The 24,699-nt window shown below is 69.9% G+C and carries 22 protein-coding genes; 7 read left to right on the top strand and 15 right to left on the bottom strand.

Going from position 1 to position 24,699, the window contains the following annotated elements; genetic code table 11:
- Positions 1-8: 8 nt before the first annotated feature.
- The 7 genes from FPZ47_RS13435 to FPZ47_RS13405 form a co-directional block, all read right to left on the bottom strand.
- Complete coding sequence (locus FPZ47_RS13435; RefSeq protein ID WP_144951989.1) at positions 9-779, bottom strand: universal stress protein; 771 nt, start codon at positions 777-779, stop codon at positions 9-11.
- 121 nt (positions 780-900) lie between these two features.
- Positions 901-1,869 (bottom strand): 1-phosphofructokinase family hexose kinase, encoded by a 969-nt coding sequence (locus FPZ47_RS13430; protein WP_144951987.1) that lies wholly within the window; start codon positions 1,867-1,869, stop codon positions 901-903.
- The gene (locus tag FPZ47_RS13425; protein WP_144951985.1) at positions 1,869-3,911 is read right to left on the bottom strand and encodes an erythromycin esterase family protein; all 2,043 of its coding nucleotides are present in this window, start codon (positions 3,909-3,911) and stop codon (positions 1,869-1,871) included. The genes FPZ47_RS13430 and FPZ47_RS13425 overlap by 1 nt, the downstream gene beginning before the upstream one ends.
- 229 nt (positions 3,912-4,140) lie before the next feature.
- Complete coding sequence (locus FPZ47_RS13420; RefSeq protein WP_144951983.1) at positions 4,141-4,371, bottom strand: hypothetical protein; 231 nt, start codon at positions 4,369-4,371, stop codon at positions 4,141-4,143.
- 205 nt (positions 4,372-4,576) lie between these two features.
- Complete coding sequence (locus FPZ47_RS13415; protein ID WP_144951981.1) at positions 4,577-4,864, bottom strand: DUF1918 domain-containing protein; 288 nt, start codon at positions 4,862-4,864, stop codon at positions 4,577-4,579.
- Complete coding sequence (locus FPZ47_RS13410) at positions 4,864-5,706, bottom strand: universal stress protein (RefSeq protein WP_144951979.1); 843 nt, start codon at positions 5,704-5,706, stop codon at positions 4,864-4,866. The genes FPZ47_RS13415 and FPZ47_RS13410 overlap by 1 nt, the downstream gene beginning before the upstream one ends.
- Positions 5,707-5,766: 60 nt before the next feature.
- A complete protein-coding gene (locus tag FPZ47_RS13405; protein ID WP_144951977.1) occupies positions 5,767-6,747 on the bottom strand; it encodes an Acg family FMN-binding oxidoreductase in 981 nt (326 codons plus the stop codon).
- Positions 6,748-7,146: 399 nt separating this feature from the next.
- On the opposite strand from FPZ47_RS13405, the gene FPZ47_RS13400 reads away from it, so the two are divergent.
- Together FPZ47_RS13400 and FPZ47_RS13395 are read left to right on the top strand one after the other, a co-directional pair.
- Entirely contained in the window at positions 7,147-8,124 is a 978-nt protein-coding gene (locus FPZ47_RS13400; protein ID WP_144951975.1) for an Acg family FMN-binding oxidoreductase, read from the top strand.
- A 311-nt stretch (positions 8,125-8,435) separates the two neighbouring features.
- Complete coding sequence (locus FPZ47_RS13395) at positions 8,436-8,864, top strand: pyridoxamine 5'-phosphate oxidase family protein (RefSeq protein ID WP_144951973.1); 429 nt, start codon at positions 8,436-8,438, stop codon at positions 8,862-8,864.
- Here the strand turns inward: FPZ47_RS13395 and FPZ47_RS13390 are convergent.
- A complete protein-coding gene (locus tag FPZ47_RS13390) occupies positions 8,812-10,257 on the bottom strand; it encodes a bifunctional lysylphosphatidylglycerol flippase/synthetase MprF (RefSeq protein WP_144951971.1) in 1,446 nt (481 codons plus the stop codon). The two genes, FPZ47_RS13395 and FPZ47_RS13390, sit on opposite strands and share 53 nt — an antisense overlap.
- Positions 10,258-10,493: 236 nt before the next feature.
- Here FPZ47_RS13390 and FPZ47_RS13385 point away from each other — a divergent pair, with 236 nt between their 5' ends.
- Entirely contained in the window at positions 10,494-10,895 is a 402-nt protein-coding gene (locus tag FPZ47_RS13385; protein WP_144951969.1) for a DUF302 domain-containing protein, read from the top strand.
- A gap of 218 nt (positions 10,896-11,113) precedes the next feature.
- On the opposite strand, the gene FPZ47_RS13380 is transcribed toward FPZ47_RS13385, so the two are convergent.
- The 7 genes from FPZ47_RS13380 to FPZ47_RS13350 form a co-directional block, all read right to left on the bottom strand.
- On the bottom strand, positions 11,114-11,710 hold the full coding sequence (locus FPZ47_RS13380; RefSeq protein WP_144951967.1) for an Rv1733c family protein: 597 nt from the start codon (positions 11,708-11,710) through the stop codon (positions 11,114-11,116).
- An 8-nt stretch (positions 11,711-11,718) separates the two neighbouring features.
- On the bottom strand, positions 11,719-12,717 hold the full coding sequence (locus FPZ47_RS13375) for an Acg family FMN-binding oxidoreductase (protein ID WP_144951965.1): 999 nt from the start codon (positions 12,715-12,717) through the stop codon (positions 11,719-11,721).
- A 147-nt stretch (positions 12,718-12,864) separates the two neighbouring features.
- Positions 12,865-14,049 (bottom strand): cation:proton antiporter, encoded by a 1,185-nt coding sequence (locus FPZ47_RS13370; RefSeq protein ID WP_144951963.1) that lies wholly within the window; start codon positions 14,047-14,049, stop codon positions 12,865-12,867.
- 266 nt (positions 14,050-14,315) lie between these two features.
- Entirely contained in the window at positions 14,316-15,482 is a 1,167-nt protein-coding gene (locus tag FPZ47_RS13365; protein WP_144951961.1) for a Wadjet anti-phage system protein JetD domain-containing protein, read from the bottom strand.
- 62 nt (positions 15,483-15,544) lie between these two features.
- Positions 15,545-18,943, bottom strand: a complete 3,399-nt coding sequence (locus FPZ47_RS13360) for an ATP-binding protein (RefSeq protein ID WP_168209441.1) — start codon at positions 18,941-18,943, stop codon at positions 15,545-15,547.
- The gene (locus FPZ47_RS13355) at positions 18,936-19,514 is read right to left on the bottom strand and encodes a DUF4194 domain-containing protein (protein ID WP_144951959.1); all 579 of its coding nucleotides are present in this window, start codon (positions 19,512-19,514) and stop codon (positions 18,936-18,938) included. Before FPZ47_RS13355 ends, FPZ47_RS13360 begins: the two co-directional genes overlap by 8 nt.
- Before the next feature lie 13 nt (positions 19,515-19,527).
- The gene (locus FPZ47_RS13350; RefSeq protein ID WP_144952009.1) at positions 19,528-20,988 is read right to left on the bottom strand and encodes a DUF3375 domain-containing protein; all 1,461 of its coding nucleotides are present in this window, start codon (positions 20,986-20,988) and stop codon (positions 19,528-19,530) included.
- 246 nt (positions 20,989-21,234) lie between these two features.
- Here FPZ47_RS13350 and FPZ47_RS13345 point away from each other — a divergent pair, with 246 nt between their 5' ends.
- From FPZ47_RS13345 to FPZ47_RS13330, 4 genes are read left to right on the top strand one after another with little or no spacing between them, the layout of a single operon-like run.
- Positions 21,235-21,486 (top strand): helix-turn-helix domain-containing protein, encoded by a 252-nt coding sequence (locus FPZ47_RS13345; protein ID WP_144951957.1) that lies wholly within the window; start codon positions 21,235-21,237, stop codon positions 21,484-21,486.
- Positions 21,483-22,838, top strand: coding sequence for a HipA domain-containing protein (locus FPZ47_RS13340; protein ID WP_144951955.1), 1,356 nt, complete (start codon positions 21,483-21,485; stop codon positions 22,836-22,838). Before FPZ47_RS13345 ends, FPZ47_RS13340 begins: the two co-directional genes overlap by 4 nt.
- Positions 22,839-22,842: 4 nt before the next feature.
- A complete protein-coding gene (locus FPZ47_RS13335; RefSeq protein WP_144951953.1) occupies positions 22,843-23,160 on the top strand; it encodes a hypothetical protein in 318 nt (105 codons plus the stop codon).
- Positions 23,157-24,497, top strand: coding sequence for a helicase-associated domain-containing protein (locus FPZ47_RS13330; protein WP_210419898.1), 1,341 nt, complete (start codon positions 23,157-23,159; stop codon positions 24,495-24,497). Before FPZ47_RS13335 ends, FPZ47_RS13330 begins: the two co-directional genes overlap by 4 nt.
- Positions 24,498-24,699: the final 202 nt, after the last annotated feature.

Raw genomic sequence — 24,699 nt, 5'->3', positions numbered from 1 at the left:
CGGACCGCCTACTCGCGGACGACGAGCACCGAGCAGTCGGGGTAGCCGATGATCGGATGGCAGTTGGGGGTGGCGATTCCGGTCATCTGCTCGGCGTCGGAACCGCCCACGACGGCCAATTCGATTGCGGTCCCATGGCTTTCGCCGAGTTTCGTCCCGGTACCCGCGGCGACGGTCTGCACGGGGACGTCCGGATAGCGCCGGACCCAGCTGTGCAGTCGCCGGTCGATCTGCCGCACGGTGGCGTGGCGGAGGCGTCCCTCCTCCATGGCCCGGCGCACGACCTCGTCGTTGTCGGGATCGTCGTTGAGCACCACCGCGATCACGCCGAGCTGTGTCGGGGAACCGTCCGGATTGCTGCGGATGACGGCCACCGGGCAGCGCGCGTGCGCGACCAGGCCGGCGGCCGTGGGGCCCAGCAGGCCGTCGGCCGCCCACCCGCGCCGCGCGGTGCCCACGCAGACCAGGGCCGCGTCCTGCGATTCGTTGATCAAGACCTGCGCGGGGTCGCCGGCGAGGATCGCCGTCTCGACCTCGACCGGCTTGCGTTCGCCGCGTACGGCGGACTCCGCATCCGAGAGCGCCGTTTCGCCGTGCTCGACCTCCCACTCGGAGGCCGGCTCGGACCCGGGTTCCGCGCCCCGGCCGGAGATGACGTACACGAGGCGCAGCGGCAGTTGCCGGCTGCGCGCCTCGTCGACCGCCCACTTGGCGGCGTTGGCCGCGGCCCGCGAGCCGTTGATGCCCACCACCACCGACTTCGAGTCCAGCTCGTCCATGTCGGCTCCTGACGTGTTCTGTGCCTGGTTATCAGGCTATTGCGCCGGGGCCCGTTACGGAGGGGCCGTTGGGCCCCACCCGCGATGCCGTTCGTCCTCGCGCGGTGCGCGCCGGCGCCGCTCAGACGTCCACGGGTTCAGCGGCGAGCGCGAAAAGCCTTTCCACCTCGGCCCGGTCACAGGCCGCGGTCCCGGGTGTCATCAGCATGGCCGTGCCCGCCGCGATGCCCCGCCGCACGGACTTGACGAGCGGCCAGCCGCGCCCGAGTCCCACGGTGACGGCGGCGACCATCGCGTCGCCCGCCCCCACGCCGCTCCCGCCGGAGGACGGGATCGCGGCGAATCGCTGGCTGGCGTGCGCCGTCGCGAGCAGCGCGCCGTGGGATCCCAGCGACACCAGCACGCTGTGGGCGCGGCCGGTGTCGACCAGTTCGTGCGCGGCGGCGAGCTGGTCGGCCTCGGTCGCCAGCGGCCGGCCGACGCATTCGCGCAACTCTCGCACGCTCGCCTTGAGCAGGAACACCCCCGAAGAGACGTGCCGCAGGCCGCCGCCGGAGGTGTCCAGGATCAGGCGCACGCCCAGCTCCCCGCACAGCTCGGCGACCCGCTGATAGAAATCGGCGGGCACGCCGGGGGGCAGGCTGCCGCTCGCCACGACGAAGTCGGCCGCCGCCGCCGCGCTGCGCAGCTCGTCCAGGCAACAGGCCCGTTCCCGGCAGGACAGCCGCGCTCCCGGCAGGACGAAACGGTACTGCCGGCCGGTGCCGGTCTCGTTGACGGTGAAGCTCTCCCGCGTCGACGTGCCGATCGCGACGCGCCGATACGGCACCCCCGCGCCGTCGAGCAGCGACGTCAGCAGGTCACCGGTCGATCCGCCGGCGGGAAACACGGCCTCGACCGACGCGCCGAGCACGTGGGCGATGCGGGCGACGTTGATGCCGCCGCCGCCAGGGTCGTAACGCGGTGTGTCGCAGCGCAGTTTGTCCGTCGGGCGCACCGCGTCGACGCCGGTCGTGATGTCCAGCGCCGGGTTCATGGTCAGCGTGACGATCTGCGCGCGGCCGGGCTCCGGCCCGGCTGGTGCCTCCATCACAGGCCGCTCGGGTAGGTTTCCGGCGTCTCGCCGGCGACCCAGACGCTCGTGGGCTCCAGGGGTTGCAGCGCCCGGGTCCGCTCGATGTGGATCATCGCGTCGAACTGGTCCGCGGGCCGCACATGGAAGTAGTGGCTCTGCCGCTCGGTGGCGGGCAGGTAGATCACGCCGATGGCACGGCCCAGCCGGACGGTGCTCAGCGGTTCGGCGGCGCCCGGGGTGATGCGGGCCGAGACCAGGAAGGCGGCGTTGCCGGTTTCGTGCAGGAGCTCCTCGATGCTGCCGGGCAGCGCCGGCCGCACGGCCTTGCGTTCGGCGACACCGCCCCACTCGCTGGCCGCGGTGACCGTGCCGGTGTAGGTGCTGAACCCGATGAGACGCGAGGCCTTGCCGTATCGCTGGCGGACGAGTTGGCCGAGGGTGAGCTGCCCGTCGGCCCACACTTCGGTGGCCCTCGCGTCCCCGACGTGAGAGTTGTGCGCCCACACCACTATTCGCGCCGACGGCGCATCACGGTGGCGATCCAGGTGCTCGAGCAGCGCATCGAGCGTCTGCGCCATGTGTTTGTCGCGCAGGTTCCAGGAGGTCACACGCCCGCTGAACATCGCGCGGTAGTAGACCTCGGCGTCGCGCACCGTCTGCGCGTTCTGCCGGGCGTAGAAGAGCTCGTCCTCGGCGATCAGCCCGTCCATGCGCGCATACGCCAGCGCGTTGCGCTGGATGTCGACCAGCTGGTCGACCACCTCCTTCTCGCAGGACGGGCCCGCGCCGAACGCCGCCGCGAAGCCGTATGCCTGGCCGTCGTCGGCCGAGGCGTGATCGAAGCAGGCGTAGCGGTTGCGCGCGCGTGCGGCCGCCCTGGGGTCCACCCTGTCCAGGTAGCCGATCACCTCGTTCATCGAGCGGTGCAGGCTGTACAGGTCCAGGCCGTAGAACCCGGCCCGAAGACCCCCGTCGGACTCGTGACGCCGGTTGCGCTCGCGCAGCCAGTCGACGAAGTCGCGGACCACCACGTTGCGCCACATCCAGGCCGGGAAGCGCTCGAACCCGCTCAGCGCCTCGTCGGCGCTGGTGTCGTCGCCGATGCCGTGCACGTACCGGTTCACCCGGTAGGCGTCGGGCCAGTCCGCCTCCGCCGCGACGGCGCAGAAGCCCTTCTCCTCGATCAGCCACCTGGTGATCTGGGCCCGGGCCTCGTAGAACTCGTGTGTGCCGTGCGAGCTCTCGCCGATCAGCACGACCCGCGCGTCGCCGATCAGCTCCTCCAGGGCGGCGAACGGCGGGACGCCCCCGGGGGCGTCGATGGCCACGGCGGCAATCACCTCGGCGGCGCTTTGCGCCGCAACGCTTTTCGTCGCCGCCGTGGTGGTCGAGGTGGCAAGCAGCTGACGGACCTCCTCGTCGGTGACCTGGCGGAAGTCCCAGAACGATTCTCCGACCGCGAGAAACGGGGTCGGCATGGTCGCGCAGACGACGTCGTCGACCAGGCTCGCGAACTCGCGGACCGTGGACTCCGGGGCCGCGGGCACCGCGATCACGATCTGGGCGGGCTGCGCCTCCCGCAGCGCCTGCACGGCCGCGAACATGCTCGCGCCGGTGGCCAGGCCGTCGTCGACGAGGATGACGGTTCTGCCCGTGACGTCGACGGGCGGGCGCCCGTCCCGGTAGGCGGCCTCGCGCCGGGCGAGTTCCCGGCCTTCCCGCTCGGCGATGTGGCGCAGCTGCTGCGGGGTGAGGCGCAGGCCGCGCACGACATCGTCGTTGACCACGACGCGGCCCCCGCTCGCCAGCGCCCCCACGGCGAACTCTTCGTGGCCGGGCGCGCCGAGCTTGCGCACGACGAACGCGTCCAGCGGGGCGTGCAGCGCGGCCGCCACCTCCCACGCCACCGGCACCCCGCCGCGGGCCAGGCCCAGGACGATCACGTCGGGCTGGTCGCGGTAGGCGCTCAACAGGCTCGCCAACACCCGGCCGGCCTCGCGCCGGTCACGGAATACCCGCCGCGGCGAGTGCCGGGCGACATCGGTTGCTCTGGTCATGGCACACCGCTCCTGAGTCCGCGATCACCGTCGACGTCAGCATCGACACGTCCATCCGACCAGTCCGGCGACATCGGCGATAGGGACCGAAGTCCCGCGCCGACGGGCCGTTCGTCGGCCCACGTGACCGGGCCGCCGGGGCGGCCGGGGCCGCGAACGCCGGGCGTGGCGGCGACACGGATCTCACGGCAGTTCGGTGCCCACTACCCACGGTGAGCGGGCGAACCAATTACGCGCGCACCCCGATGCAGGCCATGACCCGGTTGAGGATGAGATTGTGCGCGTCGCCGTCCTCGGTGAGACGGCCGAGTCCCTGGCGCCGGAGGAAACCGTCGAGACGTCGATCCAGCGGCAAGTCGGCATAGATGTCGTCGGCGTAGTCCGAGTGCATGAACTGCCAGGCGAGCGCGTCGGCGTCGGAGTCCGTCACCAGGTGCGGGCCCCCCACTGTTGAAGCCATACGAAGTCCTTTATGTGCAGGGTGGTCTCATCGTCGAGGCGGTGACCACCCGGCGCATAGGGCATGAAGTCACCTGTTGGACCGTCTCAGGCTAATGGGCACGGCGGCGTCTGGCACCGGGCGCCGACAAACCGCGACCGCGGCGTGTCCTGTTCGTTGCCAACCATTCCGCGGCAACGCGCGCGCAGAATTATTGACGCAGAGGCTAATTCGGGACGCTGCCGCGGCCGGTGCGCGCGCGTTCCCGGATGGCGGCCTGCACCGCGGCGAACCGCGACCGGGCCCGCTCGTCGGCGGCTCGCTGCTCGGCGGCCGTGACGACCAGCGCGTCGGGGCCCGGGTACACGGTCGCCTCCTCCCCCGTGGCGAGCCACCGGACCCGGTAGGGCGGCTCGCCGTCCGGCGAGCGCACGGCGGTGATCAGCCCGCGCATGTCCGGGTGCCCGACCGTGCCGCCCTTGATGACGAGCCAGTCGCCGACGCGGGCCTTCATCAGCGGCCCGGCCGCTCGGGTCCGACGATGAGCAGCGAGAAGTCGCTGCCGCGCAGCGCGGGGGCCCCGTCCGGGCCGAGCAGCTGGCGCACCTCGGCGGTCCGCACGGCGCCGACCATCACCAGCTGGATGAACGCCGCATGCTCGGCGAGGTAGTCGCGGAAGGGACCGCGCAGCACCGCGGTGTCGACGTGCACGTCGGGATAGCCGTCCAGGCAACGCACCAGGTGCGGGTCGAGTATCACGCCCGCCCCACCACCGCCGGGGGCCCCATCGGGCTGCCGCTCGGTCACCACCCGCAGCCGGGCATGCCGGCGCAGCGCCTCGTTGAGCGCGAGGTCGAGAACGTCGACGTCCTCCGGCGAGCCGTCCACGCAGGCGACGATCCAGCGCCGGTCGCTGGTGTCCGCGCCGTCGCGACCACCCCTGACGATGGCGACCGAGCAGTGCGCGGCCTGCGCCAATCCCCTTGCGGTGGAACCCAGCCAGCCCTCCGGATGCTGTGCGGCCCCGGTGTCGCCCACACAGAGCAACCCGGTGGAACGCGACGCCGCGATGAGCGTCGGCACCGGCTCGCCGTCGAGCACCTCGGTCTCGACTTTCACCGGCCTGCCCAGGGCCTCGACGGCGTCGTACGCCTCGTGCACGACCTCCTCCGCCGCCGCCAATGCCGCCCTGTCCTCCAGCGGCCCGGCGCCCGGGTCCGTCCGGGCGACATAGAGCAGGCGCAGCGGGACATCGGTTCCGGCGACCTCGTCCACCGCCCAGCGTGCGGCGCGGATCGCGGCCTGCGACCCGTCGACACCGACGACCACCGACTTGGGCGGGTATGAGTCGAACATCGCAACGCTCCTAGCTGTCAGGGGTTTCCGGGCACCGGGTTTTCGTGCACCGGGGGGTTTTCAGCTCCGCATGTGCAGCACGTCCTGCAACGGCCGGCGCGGCGTCGGCTCCGGCGGCTCGCCCCCGGGCTCCGCGCCGACCCGGATCAGCACCTGCGGCACCAGCGCGGTGTCGGAGAGGAGTTCCCGCACGATGTCCCGGCCGGCCTGCACCTCGGTGATGTGGGTGACCGTGTTTGTCGCCAACCCGGCCATGGTGCACTCCAGCAGCACCGCCGAGAGCGCCTGCCCGCAGCCGAGCCAGTCCGCGCGGGTGTCCCCGTAGCCGGACAGCACCACGACCTTGGCCTGGTCGTGGGCGGCCGGGCCCTTCCCGGCGTGGCCGTTGGCGGGGAAGCGGCGGTTCACGTCGACGTCGCGGCCCTGCGCCGCGGACGGCAGCGCACTCTCGGGGATCCCTTCGGATTCCCGCAACGGCGCTGTCCACCAACGCAGTTCGTGATGGTAGAGGTCGTCGTAGCGGCGCAGGACCTCGGCGAGCCGCGACGCCTCCACCAGGCGGGGCCGCGCCTCGTCGGCCAGCACGTCCAGGGTGGCCAGCGCGGGGTCGAACGCGCTGCGCAGCACGGGCTCGAACGACGCCCAGTCCTTGGGGGCGCGGAACGGGCGCCGGTCGGTGCGCCGCCGCGCGATCGCCGCGGCGCGGTCGCGCTGGGCGTCGGTGACGTAGTCGGCCGGGGCGAAGTCGATCGAGGCCAGGTGGTCCAGATTGCTGGGGTTGGGGAACCGGTCGACGCCGGTGTCCCAGCCGGCGGCCAGCATCGCGTCGCGGAAGTGGTCGAGCACCGCCCCGCAGCTGATGATCGACTCGCGGCCCGAGCCGTCGGTCGCGGCCACGATCCGGTGCGGGTCGGCGAACAGGTCGACAACCGCGCCGCCGGCCACCCAGCGCCACGGCTGGCTGTTGTGCAGCGAGGGAGCGCGGCACGCCAACTCCACCGCCGTTGTGATCACCTTGGTGTCGACCGTCGTTCGGGTCATTCGTCCCACCTGCCTCCCGTCTGACTTCGACCTTCGGCCATCCCGGCCGCCGATGCCAGGGTCCTTGGTCCCCGGGGCGCCATCATTGGGCCCCGCACCCGAGAGCCGACGGCGTGCGTCTCCATCGCGTGACGGGTCGCGCGGAAACGATGGGGCCCGACGGAGAGAGCCCCGCCATAGAGAACAGGGGGGCATACCCACCTGGACATACCCGAGCCCGGACATACCCGGGTCGGACCACGCGTCGCTGCGCACGCCGGCCGACGTGGTCGGAAGCGCGAAAGCCGGACGCGGCGGGGCGTCGAACGGCCCGGCGGGACGGGACCAACGTCCCTAGTCGTCAACGCTGCTGCTTTCTACCCTCGAGGGAAGGCGGGGGCCGGGCGAGAGGTTGACGTCATGGGCAAGACGCCGGACACCGAGGTTCTCCGCGGGGCGGTGCAGTTGGCGTGCCGCGCCCCGTCGGTGCACAACAGCCAGCCGTGGCGATGGGTCGCCGGCGACGGCGTGGTGCACCTGTACCTGGATCGCCGGCGCATGGTGCCGGGCACGGACCGTTCGGGCCGGCAGGCGCTGATCAGCTGCGGCGCCGTGCTCGACCACTTCCGGGTCGCGATGCTGGCCGCGGGTTGGCGCGCGGTCGTCGACCGGTTCCCCAGCCCGGGGGACCCCGACCGTGTGGCGTCGATCGAATTCCGTTCCGTCGACCACGTCGCCAAGTCCCAGCGCGACCACGCCGAGGCGATCCTGCACCGCAGAACCGACCGGCTCCCGCTGGGACAGCCCACCTACTGGAACCTCTTCGAACCCAGCCTGCGCGGCGTCGTCGCCGACGGCCCCGTCCGGCTCGACGTGCTCTCCGACGACGTGCGTCCGCTGCTGGCCAAGGCGTCACAGCTCAGCGGGTTGCTGCGCCGCGACGACGCCTCTTATCACGCCGAACTCGATTGGTGGACTTCACCGTTCGCGCTGACCGAGGGGATACCGCCCAGCGCGCTGGCCTCCGAGAAGGAACACCGCCGGGTCGATGTGGGGCGCGAGTTCCCCGCGCGCGGCCACGGGGACCGGCGCCCGGAGGTCGGGGCGGACTGGTCGAAGATCCTCGTGGTGTCCTCCGCGGAGGACACCGGGGAGGACGCGTTGCGGTGCGGCGAGGCGTTGTCGACGGTCCTGCTGGAATGCACGCTGGCGTTCCTGGCGACGTGCACGCTGACGCATCTGATCGAGTTGGAGGAAAGCCGCGACATCGTGCGCCGCCTGCTCGACGAGCAGGGCCAGCCGCAGCTGCTGATCCGCGCCGGGATAGCACCGCGCATGGAGTTCCCGCCGGCTCCCACACCGCGGCGCCCGGTGGACGAGGTACTCGAGATCCGCTGACGCGGCGTCGGCCGCTTTTTTCGGATACGGCCTTTTTTCTGATACGGCCCTTTTTCGGATACGGCCCCAGCGAACCAAACCGCGGTACCCGATTCGGGGTGGTTCGCGGGAAACTCGTGCGCGGTAGTTCCTTCCGTCGGGTCTTCCGTCGAGGCATTCGGCCACCCGGGCACTGCGCGGCAACGCCGATCCCCGGCACCGGCCAAGCGGGCGAACAACTTTGGTCCCTGCGCCGCGGGACCTTCGGCCGGCGCACGCGGGGCGCCCGCGGGTTAGCATCGGATGCACCGCCACGACGAAGGGGATGGCCGATGTCAATGATCGACGATGGGGTCACCATCCTGCCGGAGAGCGAATGCTGGAACCTGCTGGCGGGTGTGACGCTGGGCCGGCTGGTGACCAGCGTCGGCGGCCAGCCCGAGATCTTCCCGGTCAATTACGTCGTGCAGCGCCGCAGCGTGCTGTTCCGCACCGCCGAGGGCACCAAGCTGGTCAGCACCGCGATCAACCACGACGTGCTTTTCGAGGTCGACGACCACAACGTCGCCGAGGGCTGGAGCGTGATCGTCCGGGGCACGGCACGCTCGCTGCGCACCGAGGAGGAGATCGAGGACGCCGACCGCGCGCAGGTGCTGCCGTGGACGACGTCGGAGAAAACGCACTATGTGCGGGTGATCCCGCGACAGGTCACGGGCCGCCGCTTCCGGTTCGGCGGGCCGCCCCGCCAGGACCGCTCCTGAGCCGGCGGGGGCGCGGCAGGAACTCCAGCGACAGCAGCACGGGCAGCGCGGAAGGGATGTGACGCGCGCACAGCACCACGTAGCGCCGCTCCCCCAGCGCGTGAAACTTGCACAGGTAGCGGTAGAGGGACTCCAGCCGGATCAGCGGATCCAGCAGATGGATCAGCCGGTAGGCGACGCGCTGTGCCAGGGTCGGGTGGGCGGCGTCGAAGATCTCGGGAAACGACGCGAAAGCCAGCGAGAGCCGTTGGGCACCAGATGATTGCGCCTGCAGAATCATCTCGACGCTGAGCCGTTCGTCGACCCCGTTGGGGGCGTCGGGCCGGCGGAACGGCACGTCGAGGGAGACTTCGGAACCATGCCCGGCGGTGGCGTAGCGGTGGAAGGCCACCACCCGTCCGCCGCGGTCGCGGGCGATGGCCAGCCTGATCCCGGGGAAGCGGCCCTGCAGGGCCCCGTCGAGGTTCATGCAGAAGCCGCGTTCGGTGCGTGCGACGCGGTGCGCGGCGTACAACACCTCGGTGAGCTGGGCCCTCAGCGGGCCGTCGAGGCGCTGCTCGTCGACGATCTCGGTGCTGACCCCGCAGTTGCGGGTGCGCTGCACCGCTTGGCGCAGGTTGCGGAACCGGCGTCCCCGCAGGCTGAACCGGCGGACGTCGACGACGACGTCGTGGCCGATCGGCACGGCCAGCACCGGCGCGACCACCGCCCCGCCGTGCCACAGCCCCAGCCGCCGCTCGCCCGCGGCCAGCACGATGATCCGCCAGCCCCGCTCGCGGCACATGCGGACGAAATCGGCCACCAGGTCGTCGAACCGGGCGTCGTCGCCGATCGGGTCGCCGCTGACCACGGCGAACCCGAGCCGGGCGCGGTAGGCGATCGCCGCGGTCCGCTCGGCGTTGAAGTGATAGCTCTTGCGCGAGTGCATAGCGAAGGGCGCCAGCGCATCCCCGTGCGTGGCGTCGACCAGCGCCCAGACCTGCGCCAGCAGTTCGGGCTGCGGCCGCGTCGCGGTGGGCCACACCAGCGCCGCCCCGGCGCCGGCGACCAGAAGGTTGCCGGGCAGGGCGAAGGACAGGAAGTGCGCGCACAGCCCGCCGGCGACCGCGCCGGCCGCCGCCCACGCATGCCCCGTGGTGACCGGCCGGCCCAGGAAGATGCCCCGCGCGATCAGCGCGACCGCGGCCAGCAACGCCAACGACCACCCGAACCGGCCGGGGGCGACCCGGCCGTCGCCGAGGTACCGGCGCGCGGCCAGCACCGTCAACCAGCCGAGCACGCACGCCAGCAGCACCACGCTGACGATCCGCGCGCCCGGGATGTCGGCGCTGACCAGCACCCGTTCCCGGCTGCGCGGCGCCGCGGGCCGCCGCCCGTCCCGCTTGACCTTCATGCCGTGCTCGCTCCCCGGGTAGCCGGTGCCCGTGCACCAGACCGTTCACGCTAACTCGTGCGACGGCCCGTCCGCGAGAGCCGTTCGTCCTCGGGTCGACACGTCGCGCTGGGCGACCAAGGTCCCCCACGACCAAGGTCCCCCACGGCGAGGGACTTCCGCCCCTTCCGGCGGGTTCCGCACGCGTGCTGCGATGTCCGGATAACAGCGCGCAACACGGGGGTAAAGGATCGGCCGTGGGCATCGCACTAGCGACGAGCTTGGCAACCGGATTCGACGAGGCGGTGACGCGGACCCGAAACGCCCTGGCGGAGCACGGTTTCGGGGTGCTGACCGAGATCGACGTCACGGCGACCCTGAAAGCCAAGCTCGGCGTGGACATCGAGGGCTACCTGATCCTCGGTGCGTGCAACCCGGCGCTGGCGCACCGGGCGATCAGCCTGGACCCCGAGATCGGGCTGCTGCTGCCCTGCAATGTGGTGGTCCGCGCCGACCCGGACGCCCCGGGCAGCGTGATCGTCGAGGGGATGAACCCGGCCGTGCTGGTCCAGGTCACCGGCTACAAGGACCTGATGGCCGTCGCCGACGAGGTCACCGCGCAGCTGGGCGCCGCGATCGGCTCGCTGTCGGCCGGCTGACCTCGCTCACCACGTGCTCGAGCACGTCCGGCAGGGCCGCCGCGCAGCCGGGGGTCAGCCCGGCCCCGCGCCCGACGTCGGCGCTCACCGGCCCATATCCGCCCTCAATCCCATTGCGCCCCATCCCGTCGCACAAAAAGCGAGCGCATAAAAAGCGAGCCCAGCAAAAACGAGCCCAGAAAAGCGAGCCCAGAAAAGCGACCGGAGGAGGGGGCGCCTCATGATCGGTTCGTCCGGCCGCCGTCGTCCACCAGAACTCTGAGCTCCCGCTCCCACCGGGCGTCGCGGATCCGGTCGAGCCGGTAAACGACGGCGGTTAGCAGCAGTGCCAGCACGCCACTGGCGGTCAGCAGCGTCAGCACCATCGTGCCGGCCACCGCGCCCACGGCATGCCAGGGCGGCGTCGGCGGGGCCGTCAGGTTGCCGGCCTTGTCCACCCAGATGTCGACGGCCCCGATGTCGTCGGCCCCGCCGGGCCCAACCGGGCCGGCCAGGCGCAGCGTGCCGCTGCGCTGCTCCCCGCCCGTCCCCACCCACCTCACCTGCGCGACGGTCGTACCCAGTTCCCCGGGGTGCGCGTCGGTGACCTGCGCCCGGACCGGGTGCCGCTCCCGGGCCTCCTGGGCGTACGACCGGTCACGGGCTCCGTACGTCGCGGCTCCCACCACACCGGCGACGGGCACCGCCACCAACGCCGCAACTATCGCGACCAGCACCACCAGTGCCTCGATCCGGTCGGCGGGCCGCAGCAACGGATTGCGCCCGACGACGCGGGCGATCAGCCAGCGGCGCGGGTCCCACGTGAACGTCTCCATCGCGCGGCCTATTCGACGGCGTTCTTCGCAGGGCCGAAGGCCCACTCGACGAACTCGGAGAGCTCGCGCCGCGGGGTGGCCGGCAGCGGATCGGCGTTGATCGGCGCCCAGCCGACCCGCAGCAGCATCTGCGGATGGTCGCTGCCGCCGAAGACGTCATCGCGGACCTCCGCGCGGGTCGCCGGGGTTTCCAGCGGTTCGGTGACCGGGCAGCTGGCCAGTCCCAGCGACGTCGCGGTGAGCAGCACCGCGCTGGTCGCTTCGCCGGCACGCAGCCGGGAGAGCCGGTCGTCGGCGCGGGTGCCCAGCGCGAGCACTACGGCATTGTCCTGCGCCGGCGAGGTGCCCGGCGTCATCGGCAGCGACGGGCCGGCGAAGAACCGGCCCGGGATCTTCGACGCCGGGTCGGGCGCCGGCGTGTTGCGGGCCGGGACGCCGGCCACCGAGGCGTACCGCCCGCTCCAGGTGGTCAGCTCGGCCATGTAGGCGCGGTTGAGGTGATCCGCCACGGATTGCGCGACGATCTCGTGCAGCTTCTCGACGTCCTCGACCTGGCAGAGCGTGACCCCGTTGCGGGCCGCCCGCGCGGCCATCAGCGCGATGTCGGCCACCGGCACCGGCCAGGAACTGTAGTGGCGCCGGTCGGTGCGCCGGCGCGGTATCGCCGCGGCGAGCGCGATGTCGACGGCGTCGGCGGGATGGGGCGACAGCTGGATCGCGGCGAGGTGGCTGGGGTCGGCCGGATTGGGCAGCCGGGTGACCTTGGAGCGCCAGCCGACGGCCGCGAAGGCGACCGCGCAGTGATGCAGCGCGGCACCGCAACTCAGGATCAGGTCGCGGCCATCCGGGTCGGTGTTGGGCAGCTGCCGGTTCTCGTCGGCGTACAGGTGCACGCTCGCCTCGTCGACGCGCCACCCCCATGGTTGCGTGTTGTGCACCGAGGGTGCTCGGGAGGCCAGTGTCAGGACGGTGCGGATCGTGCCGGCATCGGGAAAGTGCGCGCTCATCGCGGTTGTCCCTTCGGGTCGAACATCTGGTGTTCACGATCACGTGGTTCCGGCGCCCGCACGAGAGCATGACGGCTCTAACCGGAGGGACTTTGTGCCAATACCGGCTGTGTTACGCGGCGCGTAGGGGGCGCCGAGGGCCCTTGGTCACATCGGCACGCGAGGTTCGGCCGCCGCGGGCGGTGTCGTCGGGGTCGCGGCCCGCCCGCGCGCCGCCAGCGCGGCGGCGAGGGAGGCGGCGGCGATCGTGACCAGCGCGCCGAGCATCAGGGCCGCCGCCTCGCCCGCGACCAGCAGATGCTCCTGGGTGCCGATGGTGGCCGCGGCCACCGGTACACCGAGTTGCGCGGCCGACAGCACCCCGAGCGCCGGCGGCTGGCCGAGCAACCTGCCCACGCCGTGGGCCAGCACGGCGCCCAGGCCCAGGCATATTCCCAGCACTACGAACCGCGGCTGCGAACCCAACTCGCGGACCTGCAGCGAGGCGCCCAGCCAGACGAAGAACAGCGGGCTGAAGAATCCCTCGGTGATGCCGAAAAGCTGACGCGCCAACCGGTGTGGTTCCCCGACGACGGCGATCACCAGTCCCAGAGCGAAGCCCGCCAGCAGGATCGACACGTGGGTACGCACGGCCAGCGCCGCCAGCGCGAACAACACGCCGAGGTTGGTGCGCAGTTCCACCGCGAACCGGCGCTTCTCGGAAAAGACGTGCACGCGCCGGCGCCAGCCCCTGCGGTCGATGGCGCGCAACGCCACGAACAGCGCGATGGCGCAGCCCGTGACCACCAGCGCGCCCCCCGCCGCCTCCGGCAACCGCCGGATGTCGATCACCAACGGCAGCAAGACGATACACGCGGTGTCGGCGATGGCGATCTGCGCCGTCACCGACAGCACGGCCGGCCCCCGCAGCCGCAGCGAATCGATCACCGGCAAGGCCAGCGCCGCCGACGACGAGGCCATCAGGACCGCGTAGAGCGCCGCGTGGTGGATGCCGAACTGCGCCGCCAGCCCGAACGCGAGGACCACCGCGACCGCGCCCGCCGCGGCCGCCCGGGCGAACGCCACCGGCAGCATCGACCGCAACTCGTCGCCGCGGACCCGGACGTGGGTGCCCACCACGAACATCACCAACGCGAAGCCGATGTTGGCGAACAGCGCAAACGTCGGGTCGGTGGCGTCGACGAGCCCGAAGCCGGTTCGGCCGATTACCACCCCGGCGGTCAGCTCGCCGACCACCACCGGAATCCGCAGACCCGGCAACGAGGCCAGCACCGGGCCGGCGAAACCCACCGCGCTCAGCAGCGCCAACGTGGCGAAATCGAAACCCGGCACCTCAGTGTTCCGTCGGTTCGACGGCCAGGTTCACGGTCAGCACGGGTGTCATTGTGCCTCTGCGGGCGCCGCGGCGGCGCCCGAAACGCGGCGGGCGCGCGACCGTCTTACCCTGCGGCTCTACCCGCACGAATCCGAACCCGGCGTCCTGAACCGCTACCCCGAAGCGCCCTGGCCACCCGCGACATCATCGGCACGGCCACAGGCATCGGCCGGGCCACGCCGCGCATGGTGCGGGCCAGCTCGGAGTCGCGGCCGGCGAGCGATCACATCCGGCCGGGCCGGGCTGCCGGTAGCCGTTGCTGCACCCACTGCCAGTCGATTCGCTCCTGTTCGAGGCGCACGCGTTCACCCAGCCCGTCTGCGACCAGTTCCGAATAGAGGTCGTATTCGTCCGGCGTCAGTCGCGTCAGGGCCGACTTCGCGGGGTTTTCCTCGGTCACCCAACGGTCGCGGTGGGCCAGCAGCGTGTCCCGGTCCATCAGCACCGAGCGCGCCCGCGGAAGCCGCGCCCGCAGGCGGTCGAGAATGGCGAATCCGTGCGTGTCGATGTCACCCCAGTAGAGGACGTCAGCCTCCGCCAGCCATCGCAGCCGGCCTATGCGCTCGACCTCGAAGCCCTTCCCCCAGAACACCATCCCGCCTTCGGGGACAGCGACGCTCAGATAGCTGATCTCGTTCTCCACGATTACCGCGACATGCGGTGCGACGGTGAGCTGCGCCAACTCCTCGGAACGCACCGCCAGCTCGGTCAGCGTCGCCCCCGGGAAACCCAGTGCGGGCGAGGGGCGGAGCCGCACCAGTGCGGGCTTGCACCGCAGACCGAGATCGGCCAGGAACCCGGTGGCCGTCGATGAAACACCGAGCATCGCGGCCAGGACCGTCCGGTGCCGCTCGGCGAACTTGGTGTCGACGCCGGGCGCACTGATCTCGCGAAGGTAGCGCTGCGACTGACGGTGACTGTCGAGCCACCCAAAGGCAGCGATCAGCTGGGGTATCTCAGACGCCAGTTCGAGCGCGCGATGCGGATGGCCGACGATCCACTCGCGAACCTGCGGATGCCGCTCTGCCAGGGCCAGGAGATCGTCGAATCGGCGAACCATCGTGGTCACGCCCAACAAGGCCCATACCTGCTCGATCGAGGACACCACCGCACGAACGGGCAGTCGGTTGCGCCCGATCCGTCGGCCGCCGATCGGCTGCCATTGCAGGGCGTATCGGCTGTCGTCGTGTCGGCCGGCATCGAGGGCGGCCACCCACTCGCGCGCGGCGGCGACGTCGTCACCGACCTGCGACGGTGTGGGGCCGCGCAGCGGCACCTCGATCGGCTCGAAGGGATCGCCGTTGGCGTGGACGCGCAGCAGCGACCCGTCGTCCCACCGTCGTCTCACCTTCGCGGCAATGTCGTGCGGCGTGGTCCACGTCGCGCTCATGGCGCCAATCCTCCTCATCGGCGCCGCTCATGCGGCGCCTGTTGATGTCGTCGGCGCGCCAGTCACGACCGCCGTCCGTCGCGTCGGGTCCGGTACTCCTCGATCGTCATCGTCTGGAGCCGGGAGCACGTGCCGCTCGGGTTGTCGACGAAGCCGATCGCCTTCACGTAGGGCTCGATGACGTGCACCTTCTGCAGGGGCGTGACGATGAGAAGCTGCAGCCCGAGCGTCGCGAAGAGGTCCAGCGCGTAGCGCGTCGAGACATCCGAGCCGCGCCCGAATGCCTCGTCGATGACCGCGAACCGGAAGTCTCGTGACCGCTCGGCGCCCCACTCCAGCCCGAACTGGTAAGCCAGGGAGGCCGCCAGGATCGTGTAGGCGAGCTTCTCCTTCTGACCGCCGGACTTGCCGTCGGAATCGCTGTAATGCTCCCATTCCGCACCGGTCTGCACGTCGCGCTCCGAGGCGGAGAAGACGAACCAGTTGCGCACGTCGGTGACGCGCCGGGTCCAGTTCTTGTCGGATTCGGCGTAGCCGTCGCGGCCCCGGAAGCGCTCGATGATCCGCTTGACGTCTCCGAAGCGCTGCTCGGAGTACTGGTCGCCGTCGATTGCGAGGCTGTCGTTGGTCAGGTTGCGCAGGTCCGAACGGAACTGCGCGATGTCCTGGTTGGTGGTGGGCTCCTTCTCCAGCCGGATGTAGCGACCCCGGTTGTAGGGCACCGCGCCGAGCGCCTCGTTGATGCGATCGACGCGCTCGTCGATGGCCGACGCCTGCCTGCCCAGCCAGTTGTTGAACCCCGCCAGCTCCTGGATGGCGTTCTTGTTGAGCTGCTCTTTGAACTCGGCCTCGAAACGCGGCAGGTCGTCGGTCGCGACGCGATCGCGGAACGCCAAAAAGTCTTGGCGGGCTTCGACATTGGCGTCCATGTCCGCGCGAAGCTCGGGCCACCGACGCAAGACCTCGCTCATGTACTGGGCCAGGTTCAGCGCATGGCCGTTGAGTTGGCCGGTGAGGCGCTCGATGCGCCGATGCAGATCCGCCGACAGCGCGGCCTCCGTATCGGCACAATCCGCGGCCCGCACCGGGCGGTTCTTTCCGAGGCGTTCGTCGAGGGCCGCGTACGACGCGCGGGCTGCGGCCAGCTCGTGCTCTGGGCGCGCCGCGACAAACTCGTCGTCGCGCGTCTTTCCTTGCTCGGCTTGCCTTTTCGCCGCTGCCGTGGTCGCGAGCCTGCCGGTGAGCGTGTCGATCGACTCCCCCACGAGTTTGGCTTGCTCGTCGTTGTCGGCGAGCGCCCGCGCGATCTCCTCCAGTCGCGACGAGCCGGACAGCAGCCGGACGCGTTCGGCGTCGAGGTCGTGTGCGCGCGCCTGGGCCTCATCGACATCGAGGTCGTTCCAGGAGTGGTATTCCTCCAGCCGGGCGAGGGCTTGCAGCTTTGCCTGCACCGTGTCCCGCTGCGCATCGAGCCTCGCCAGCTCCGCGGCCGCCGTCGCGAGCTTTTCCTCCAGCCCGGCCAGCTCGTCGCGAAGCGCGGCGATCTTTCGCTCGTTGGCCCAGCCGAGAACCCAGCGACGGGGGTCGTCGACGCGGTGCCGGTCGTCCTTCTCGTGGCGCTCACCCGAACGCACCTGACCCTCGCGGGTCACGGCGCGCCGCTGCCCGCGGAACTCCTCGAGGCTCGGCGCGCATCGGTAGTCGGCCCGCTTCGTGAGCTCGTCGGTGAGGTACTGGCGGAAAGGCCCGTCCTTGACCTCGATGCAGTCGGCGAGCCACAGGCCGTCGCGCCCGGGCGCTTGGAGCGGAACCCGTTGTCTGGCAACCCTTTCGTAGACCAGCTTGGCCCCGATCGGCTTGCCGCCGCGCCCGCGGAACGTCAGCCTTGCGCCGTTCACCCAGCCGGCGACGGCGTCGTAGTGCTGCTGCGGCACCAGCAGCGAGAGAGCGAACCCGCGCAGCACCCGCTCCGCGGCGCCCCGCCACTGCGCGTGCTCATCGGTCACGTCGAGCAGTTCGCCCGCATACGGAAGGTCGTCAGGCGTCAGCCCGAGGGCCGCACACAGCTCCGCGCGCACCTCGACCTGCTCGACGGGCAGGTTGGAAGTGCGTTGCTCCAGGCTGCCGAGTTCCTCGGAGATGAGGCCGCACTGCCGTCGGCATTCCCGCTCCCGCCCGATCGCGTCGACCGTGGCCGCGTCGAGCGCTCCCTTGTCCGCCGCCAGCCGCGACCTTTCGGTGGCGGCCACCGCGGACAGGGCCGCGAAGTCCTCGCCGCCGGCGACCGGTTCCAGCCCGGCCTCGGCGACGGCGACATCGAACCGCGTCCGGGCATGACGACGGCTCCGGGCCTGGGCACGGGCCTCCTCGGTGAGTCGCTCCAATTCGCCGATGCGGTCCCCGCCGGCCCTGGCGCGCTCCTCGATCAGGGCGTCGTGTTCGTGTTTGAGCTTCTGCTCCCTGGCTTTGGCGGCGTCCTGCTCCCTCAACAGGCCCACACCCTCGGCTTCCAGCGCGGCGATCTCGTCGCCGAGCAGACCGGAGCGAAGCTCGGCGACGAACAGCCGGACGGCGGACCGCTCGCGCTCCAATGACGCGCGCTCCGCGAGTGCGGCGTCGTACTTTGCCGCGGTCACCACGACGGGATCGAGCGCTTCGAGCTGCTCTCGCGCGCGCTTGACGGCGTCGTGCGCCTTGGTCAGGTCCTCGAAGTGGGCGATGATGTCCCGCACCCGCTCGGTCGAGTCGCTCGGTTCGAGCATGTGGTCGCGCACGAAGTCGTTGAGGTTGCCGACCGACTTCATCGAAACGGTCTGGTGGAACAGCTCGAGCGCCTGCTCGGATCGGATTCCGAGCAGGCGGCGCAGCGAGGTCGCGTACTTGGGGAATTCGTCGAAGATCTCCGCGCCGGTGCCACGCAGCCTCTTGCGAAGATCGCGCAGGTCCGTGCCGAAGTCGGCGAAATCCGCTGCGATCGACAGGGATTTGGTGGCGGTGACGAAGAAGCGGTAGGGCTGCCCGGTGCTGTCGCGCTGCTGGAAGACCTGGGCCAGGGTGACCGTCTCGTCGTAGCCGTGGTTGGTGAACACCCCGAGGACGACGGAGTAGGTCCGCCTGTTCTCGCGCAGGCCCTTGGCACGCGACCGTCCGGTGACCTCGTTTCGCTCGGACTTGTAGTGGCCTTCGACGTAGGAGCGCAGGGTGCGTTCCTTGGCCTCGGCGCCGGCGGCCTTGTTGTAGGCGGCCTTGTGGGACGGCATCAGCAACGTGGTGAGCGCGTCGACGATCGTCGACTTGCCCGAGCCGATGTCCCCGGTGAGCAGCGCCGTCTCGGTGTCGGGAGTGAACCGCCAGACCTGGGAGTCGAACGTGCCCCAGTTCAACACTTCCGCGTACTGGAGCCGGTAGCCGGCCCGTCGGGTATCACCGAGGCCGACCATGGAGAAGAGTCCGTCACTCATCGCCGGCCGCCGCTCCGGCATACTCCCGCAGCTTGGCCGCGAAGTCCGACAAGGTCTGCGCGTCGACGTAGGCCTTGAGAATGCGCCGCACCTCCCACTGGTCGTTCTGGCCGCGCAGCTGCCGCAGGAACCCGAGTTCGCGCGCCTTGTTGATCGTCGTCTCGGCCTGGTCGACGACGCGCGCGTCGTTGGTGGATTCGGCCTGAAACAGCCTCAGCATCTCCACGATCTGATCGGTGGACAGGACAAGCCGGCCGTCGCCGCCGGCCGTCTCGAACTCGACGAGCCGCTTGCGCAGCAACACCAGCAGCAGGCTGACGTTGTAGGTCAGCGCGCGCCGCCGCACCAGGCGCGGCAGCGCCTCTTCGCCGTCCTCCTCGGGCCGGGACCGAAGGTAGGCATAGCCCTCGGCGTCATCGACGACCACGTCGACGCCGATGGTGGCGAAATGGTCCCGGACACCGGCGCCCAGGCGTTCCAGCGTCAGCCAGGTGTCCTCGTCCGATTCGCGGTAGACGACGCCCTGCATCAGCCGGATGATGGCGCTGGCCACCGCGTGTTCGGTGCTCATCGCCGCCACACCGTCATTTTCGCCTCACCGTCACCTTGGGTAGCCTCGCCCGCCTGGTGATGTCCGGGTCGGCGGGGTCGGAGTACTCCAGCAAAGTCTCGTCCGTGTCGTCCATCTCGACCGTCACGTCGTCGTCACTGAGCGCGAGGTAGCCGACGATCTCCGCCGCGCCCTGCTCGATGGGGTGCATCGCGACGACGTCGGACAACAGGGCCATGGAGCTCTCGGGCAGGACGCTTCGGACGATCTCGACCAGGCGCGCCTGGTCGACGAACGTCTGAGTGAACAGGAGCTCGGCGTCGACCTCCTCGGTGGCCACCGCGATCCGGCTTTCGACCGCGACCGCCGCGGGCGGTTGGTAGAGGGGCCGCTCGAACGGCAGCGCGATCTCGATACCCGGCTGGTCGACCGCGAGACCCAGAGTCGGCGGATTGTCGCGGAGTTCGAGCGCAACGACTTCCACCGAGCGAACCAGGTCGAGAACGCGCCGGTTCTCCAGCCAGACCTGGTCGTCGAGGAAGCGGCGCAGTTGTTCGGAAATCTGGCGGACCGTGCGCTGCGCCCGATCGGCGGCCTCGGACCAGTCGTGGTGGATGCCGCGAATGCGCTGGTCGGCTTCGATCGTGTCGAGGGCTGACACCTTGGCGAGCAGCCCCGCGAGTTCGGTCTGACGCGACTCGGAGAGCAGGAAGTCGTAGAACGACTGGAAGCTGCGCCCCTGGTCCGAGCCGGCGATCTCCGAGCGGCTGCCGACCAGCTCGGCAAGCAGTTCGCCCTTCGAGCCATCCCATGCCGCGATCTTTTCTCGCGCGGCACGGTCGAGAAGCCGGAAGTTCTCCTCCACCTCGCGGAAGTCCGACAGCAGTTCCCGCGCGGTCGCGGAGAGCTGCTGGTAGCGGTCGCGGACCCCGGTCGCGTCCATGACGGTGACGACGCCGGCTTCGACGGCCGCGATCTCGGAGTCGAGTTCGTCGCGGCGGCGGCGCAGTTCGGCCAGCCGCACCTCGGGTTGGGCTTCGGTTCCGTGCACGATCTGTCGCAGTAGCTCGACCACGGTGTGCAGCCTGGATTCGGTCCCCACAAAGGACCTGCCCTTCAGGCTCATCACCCACGCGTAGGCCTTCTCGAACGCCGGGGTGACCTCATAGTGCACCTCGTCGTCGCCGCGCGGATAAAACCGCCGCAGATACTCGGTGGCCGCCCAGTCCTCCAGATAGGACCGCGCGTCCTTCGGGAACCGCGCGGAGCCGTCCCCGGTGGAGATCCCGGTGGAGATCCCGGTGGAGATCCCGGCGTTCAGCGCGTGTAGGTGGTCGTCCAACTCCGCCGCAACCTCGTTTGCCGGGCAGGCGCCGCGGTTGCCCTCGACGAAAAACTCCCCGAGGAAGGAGAGGATCAGCGCACAGTTGTCGGCACGCAGCAGTCGCCAAGCGGGGTGTCGTTCCCGCACCGCGTCGATCGCCGCGTAGTCCATCACCGCGTAGTCCATCACCGCGTAGTCCATCACCGAAAGCGTAGAGAATCCCCCCGACAGATTCCGGGTGCGCTCGCCGGGAAAATCCGTCTCTGCCGGGAGCTTGCCTTAGCTTGGTCGCGGCGGCACTGGACGTGACATGAGATCGCACGACGACACAATGTTGGAAAAAACCAACATCAACCCTATATGGCTGCAATGTGATGCTTTCTTGTCATCAGGATCCGCGCAGGCTAATGTGAGCAAATGGCAACATCTGGCGGTCACGAGATGACGGCGCGCTCAGCGTCTGCGCTCGGGCGTGCGCTACGCGCTGCGCGCCAGGCCCAGGGACTGACCCAGAGCGAACTGGCCGAGCGGTCCCGAACCAACCGATTCTCCATCGCCCAACTGGAAACCGGCGACGCCACCAAGGCCATCGAGAAGCTGTTCGACACGCTCGCCGCGCTTGACCTCGAACTGGTGGTCCGCCCTCGCCAAGGCTGGAAATCCCGATGAGCCTGGATATTTGGCTGCACGGAGTACTCACGGCGCGAGCCACCCCGAAATCCGGGGGGCGCAAGGTCGTGATCGAGTACACCGACGAGGGCCGCCTCGGCTACGGCGGTGGTGCACCAATCCTGTCCTGCTCCCTGCCCTCGGTCCCGGGACCGAACGCACCCTCAGTTTCACGCTCCTTCCTGGAAGGGCTGCTTCCGGAAGGTCGCGCGTTGGAGACCGCCGCCGCACGGCTGCGAGGCGTAGAACTCGATCTAACCGCCGCTCCTGCAACCCCTTCAGATGCCATGGCACTCCTTGCCGAATACGGGTGGGACTGCGCTGGGGCAGTTGTCGTAGTGCCTGCCGGAGAAGGGTTGCCGACCGGGGGTCATCTGTCGTCTCCGTTGAGTGAGCAGGAACTTGCCGACCTCATCCGGGATCTGCCGACGAGGCCTCTGGGTGCCGACCCCACCAAGGGAATCCGGATGTCACTGGCGGGCGTTCAGGACAAACTGCTGCTGACACGCGTGAACGGGCGGTGGTGCATGCCGGTAGACGGGTATCCCTCGACGCATATCATCAAGCCCACCACTGTGTGGCCCTATAGTGCCGAGAACGAGGCACTGGTGCTCGCCCTGTCCCGGGAATGCGGCCTCTCGGATAACGCAGTGTGGATCGAGCGGATCGGCGATGAGACCGCACTTGTCGCCGAGCGCTATGACCGAATCGTCCACAGCGACGGAACAATCCACCGCTTACACCAGGAGGATATGTGCCAGGCCGTCGGGCTTCGCCCGAAAGACAAGTACCTGATCGGTCGGCCCTCCGAACGGATGGCCCGCGTGCTTCGAGAATTCGCCGACTCCCCGCAGCGGGAAATAACCGAAATCTACAAGCAGGTCGCCTTTCGCGCGGTCGTCGGCGACGAGGACGGCCACGGCAAGAACTACTCACTGATGCTCCACGACGGAGTGGTTAAGGCAGCGCCCCTTTACGATTCGTTGTCCACGCTGGAATACCCCGAGCTGTCCGGAACCATGGGCACCAAGATCGGTGCGCAGCAGTCGCTTGCCAAGGTGGATCGACAGGCGCTTCTCGACGAGGCGAAAGCCATGGGCCTTCCCGCTCGGGAAGCCGAGCAGGCGCTCGACGAACTCTCAACGCACGTCCGCTCGGGCATCGAGAGCCTGCCCGCCGATATCACCGACGGCTGGCCGTCCGAACACCTGATTGAGACGGTGATGGCGCGATCGCGCCGACTTGAAACCGGGCAGCCGTTCGGCGGCGTCGAACGATCATCACGGCCGAGCCGAACGCTGGACACGATCACCGCCAATAAACGTGGGGCCGCCCCAAGGATGAGAGGCTGAGCGGGTGGCTCGATCGAGTTACGCGACGCTGGATGCCTTGATCGCGCAGGCGACCGTCGATTGCTACAACGACAGCGAGTGCGTGACGAGTTTCTACACCACGCTCGACGAGCAACTCGCCACGCCGTTTCAGACTGTGGTCCTCGGCGTGGACGTGACCGTGGTCGGGATCGACCTGGCCGACGACGAGCAGATCATGGCCGTCTGCACGCGTGGCCCGTCGACACAGCGCATCCCAATCCTGAACCGTCCCATGCCCACTGCGCACCCTGACGGCGCGCAATGGATTGAGGCGTACCGCCGCTGGGTGAAAAGAGCGTGAACACCGTGGACCCCCTGCACGATGTCGACGATGAGATCCGGGTGCGGCTGACCCAGTCCGAAGCCCTGACCAACCTGCGCACTGTGCTCGAGCTGTGCGCGGCCGGCGAGGTGAAGTGCAGCGCCAAGACGGGCCGCCCCTCGGCAGCGACCATCCGTGCCGTCGATACGCACCTTGCGGACGGCGACTTCTACGCGGGCGAACCCATCGCCAGCTTCGCCTGGCCGCTGCTCATCCAGGCCGGCGGACTGGCCAAACTCGACGGAAACCGGCTCCAACCAACCACGAAAGGCATTGCGGCGCTGCGCAAACCACCAGCGGAAGTCATTCGCCAGCTATGGCAACGTTGGCTCACCCACGCGCCGATCGACGAGTTCAGCCGGGTCGAGAACATCAAGGGCCAGCGCTGCCGCAACGTGCTCACCGCGGCCAAGACCCGCCGTCAGATGGTCGACGAGGCGCTGACCGGATGCCCACCGGGCGAGTGGATCGGCGTGGACGATCTGTTCGGCTCCATGCGCCGCGGCAATATGAGCCCCACCATCGCCCGCAACGAGATGGCGCTATGGAAGCTCTACCTCGTCGATCCGCAGTATGGCAGCCTCGGCTACGCCGGCCACCACCACTGGGCGATCCTGGAAGGCCGCTACACCATGGCCGTCCTGTTCGAGTACGCCGGCACCCTGGGCCTGGTCGACCTCGACTACATCCATCCGGCCGGCGCCCGCGAGGACTTCCGGGGCAACTGGGGCAGCGACGACCTGGATGCCCTCAGTCGCTATGACGGCCTGCGGTCAATCCGGCTCAATGAGCTCGGCGCTTACGCGCTCGGCCTGACCGACACTTACCGGCCGGTCGATTCCGACGCTGCCGCCGCTGCGCCGCTGAAGGTGCTGCCCAACCTCGACATCGTCGCCACCGGGGACATCCCGGCCGCGGACCGGCTCGTGCTCACCGCCTACGCACAACAGAGCGCCGACCGCGTCTGGACGGTCTCGGCCACCAGCCTGCTCTCGGCGATCGATTCGGGCCGCCAACTTTCCGAATTCACCGCGTTCCTGACCGAGCGCACCGAGCACGAACTGGTCAGCGCGCTGAGCACCCTGATGGCGGACGTCGGCCGTCGAGCCGGGCAACTCGTCGACCTCGGCCACGTTCGCTTGATCGAATGTGCCGACCCTGCCACCGCCGCGCTCATCGCCCGCGACCGTAGGTTGCAACCGTTGTGCCGCCCGATCGGTGACAAACATCTCGCCGTCCCGCTGGATCAGGAGCTGAAGTTCCGCACCGCTCTGCTCAAACTCGGCTTCGTGATGCCGGGACAAGCGATGACCTGACATCGGCGCCCTGACGGCCGACTCACCGGTGTCCCAACCTCCACGAAAATGGCCCCCGGAGACCTCTCCGGGAGCCATTTCACCTGGTAGCGGGGACAGGATTCGAACCTGCGACCTCTGGGTTATTGTTGAGCGGCACTTTCGATGATGATGATGGCGTCATTGGTGTTGACGATGATCTGGTGATGGGAACGGCCCCGCT

Source organism: Mycobacterium helveticum, from assembly GCF_007714205.1.
Taxonomy (GTDB): Bacteria; Actinomycetota; Actinomycetes; order Mycobacteriales; family Mycobacteriaceae; genus Mycobacterium; species Mycobacterium helveticum.
The sequence above is the reverse complement of the archived record's forward strand: the minus strand, read 5'-3'. Positions and strand labels throughout refer to the sequence as shown.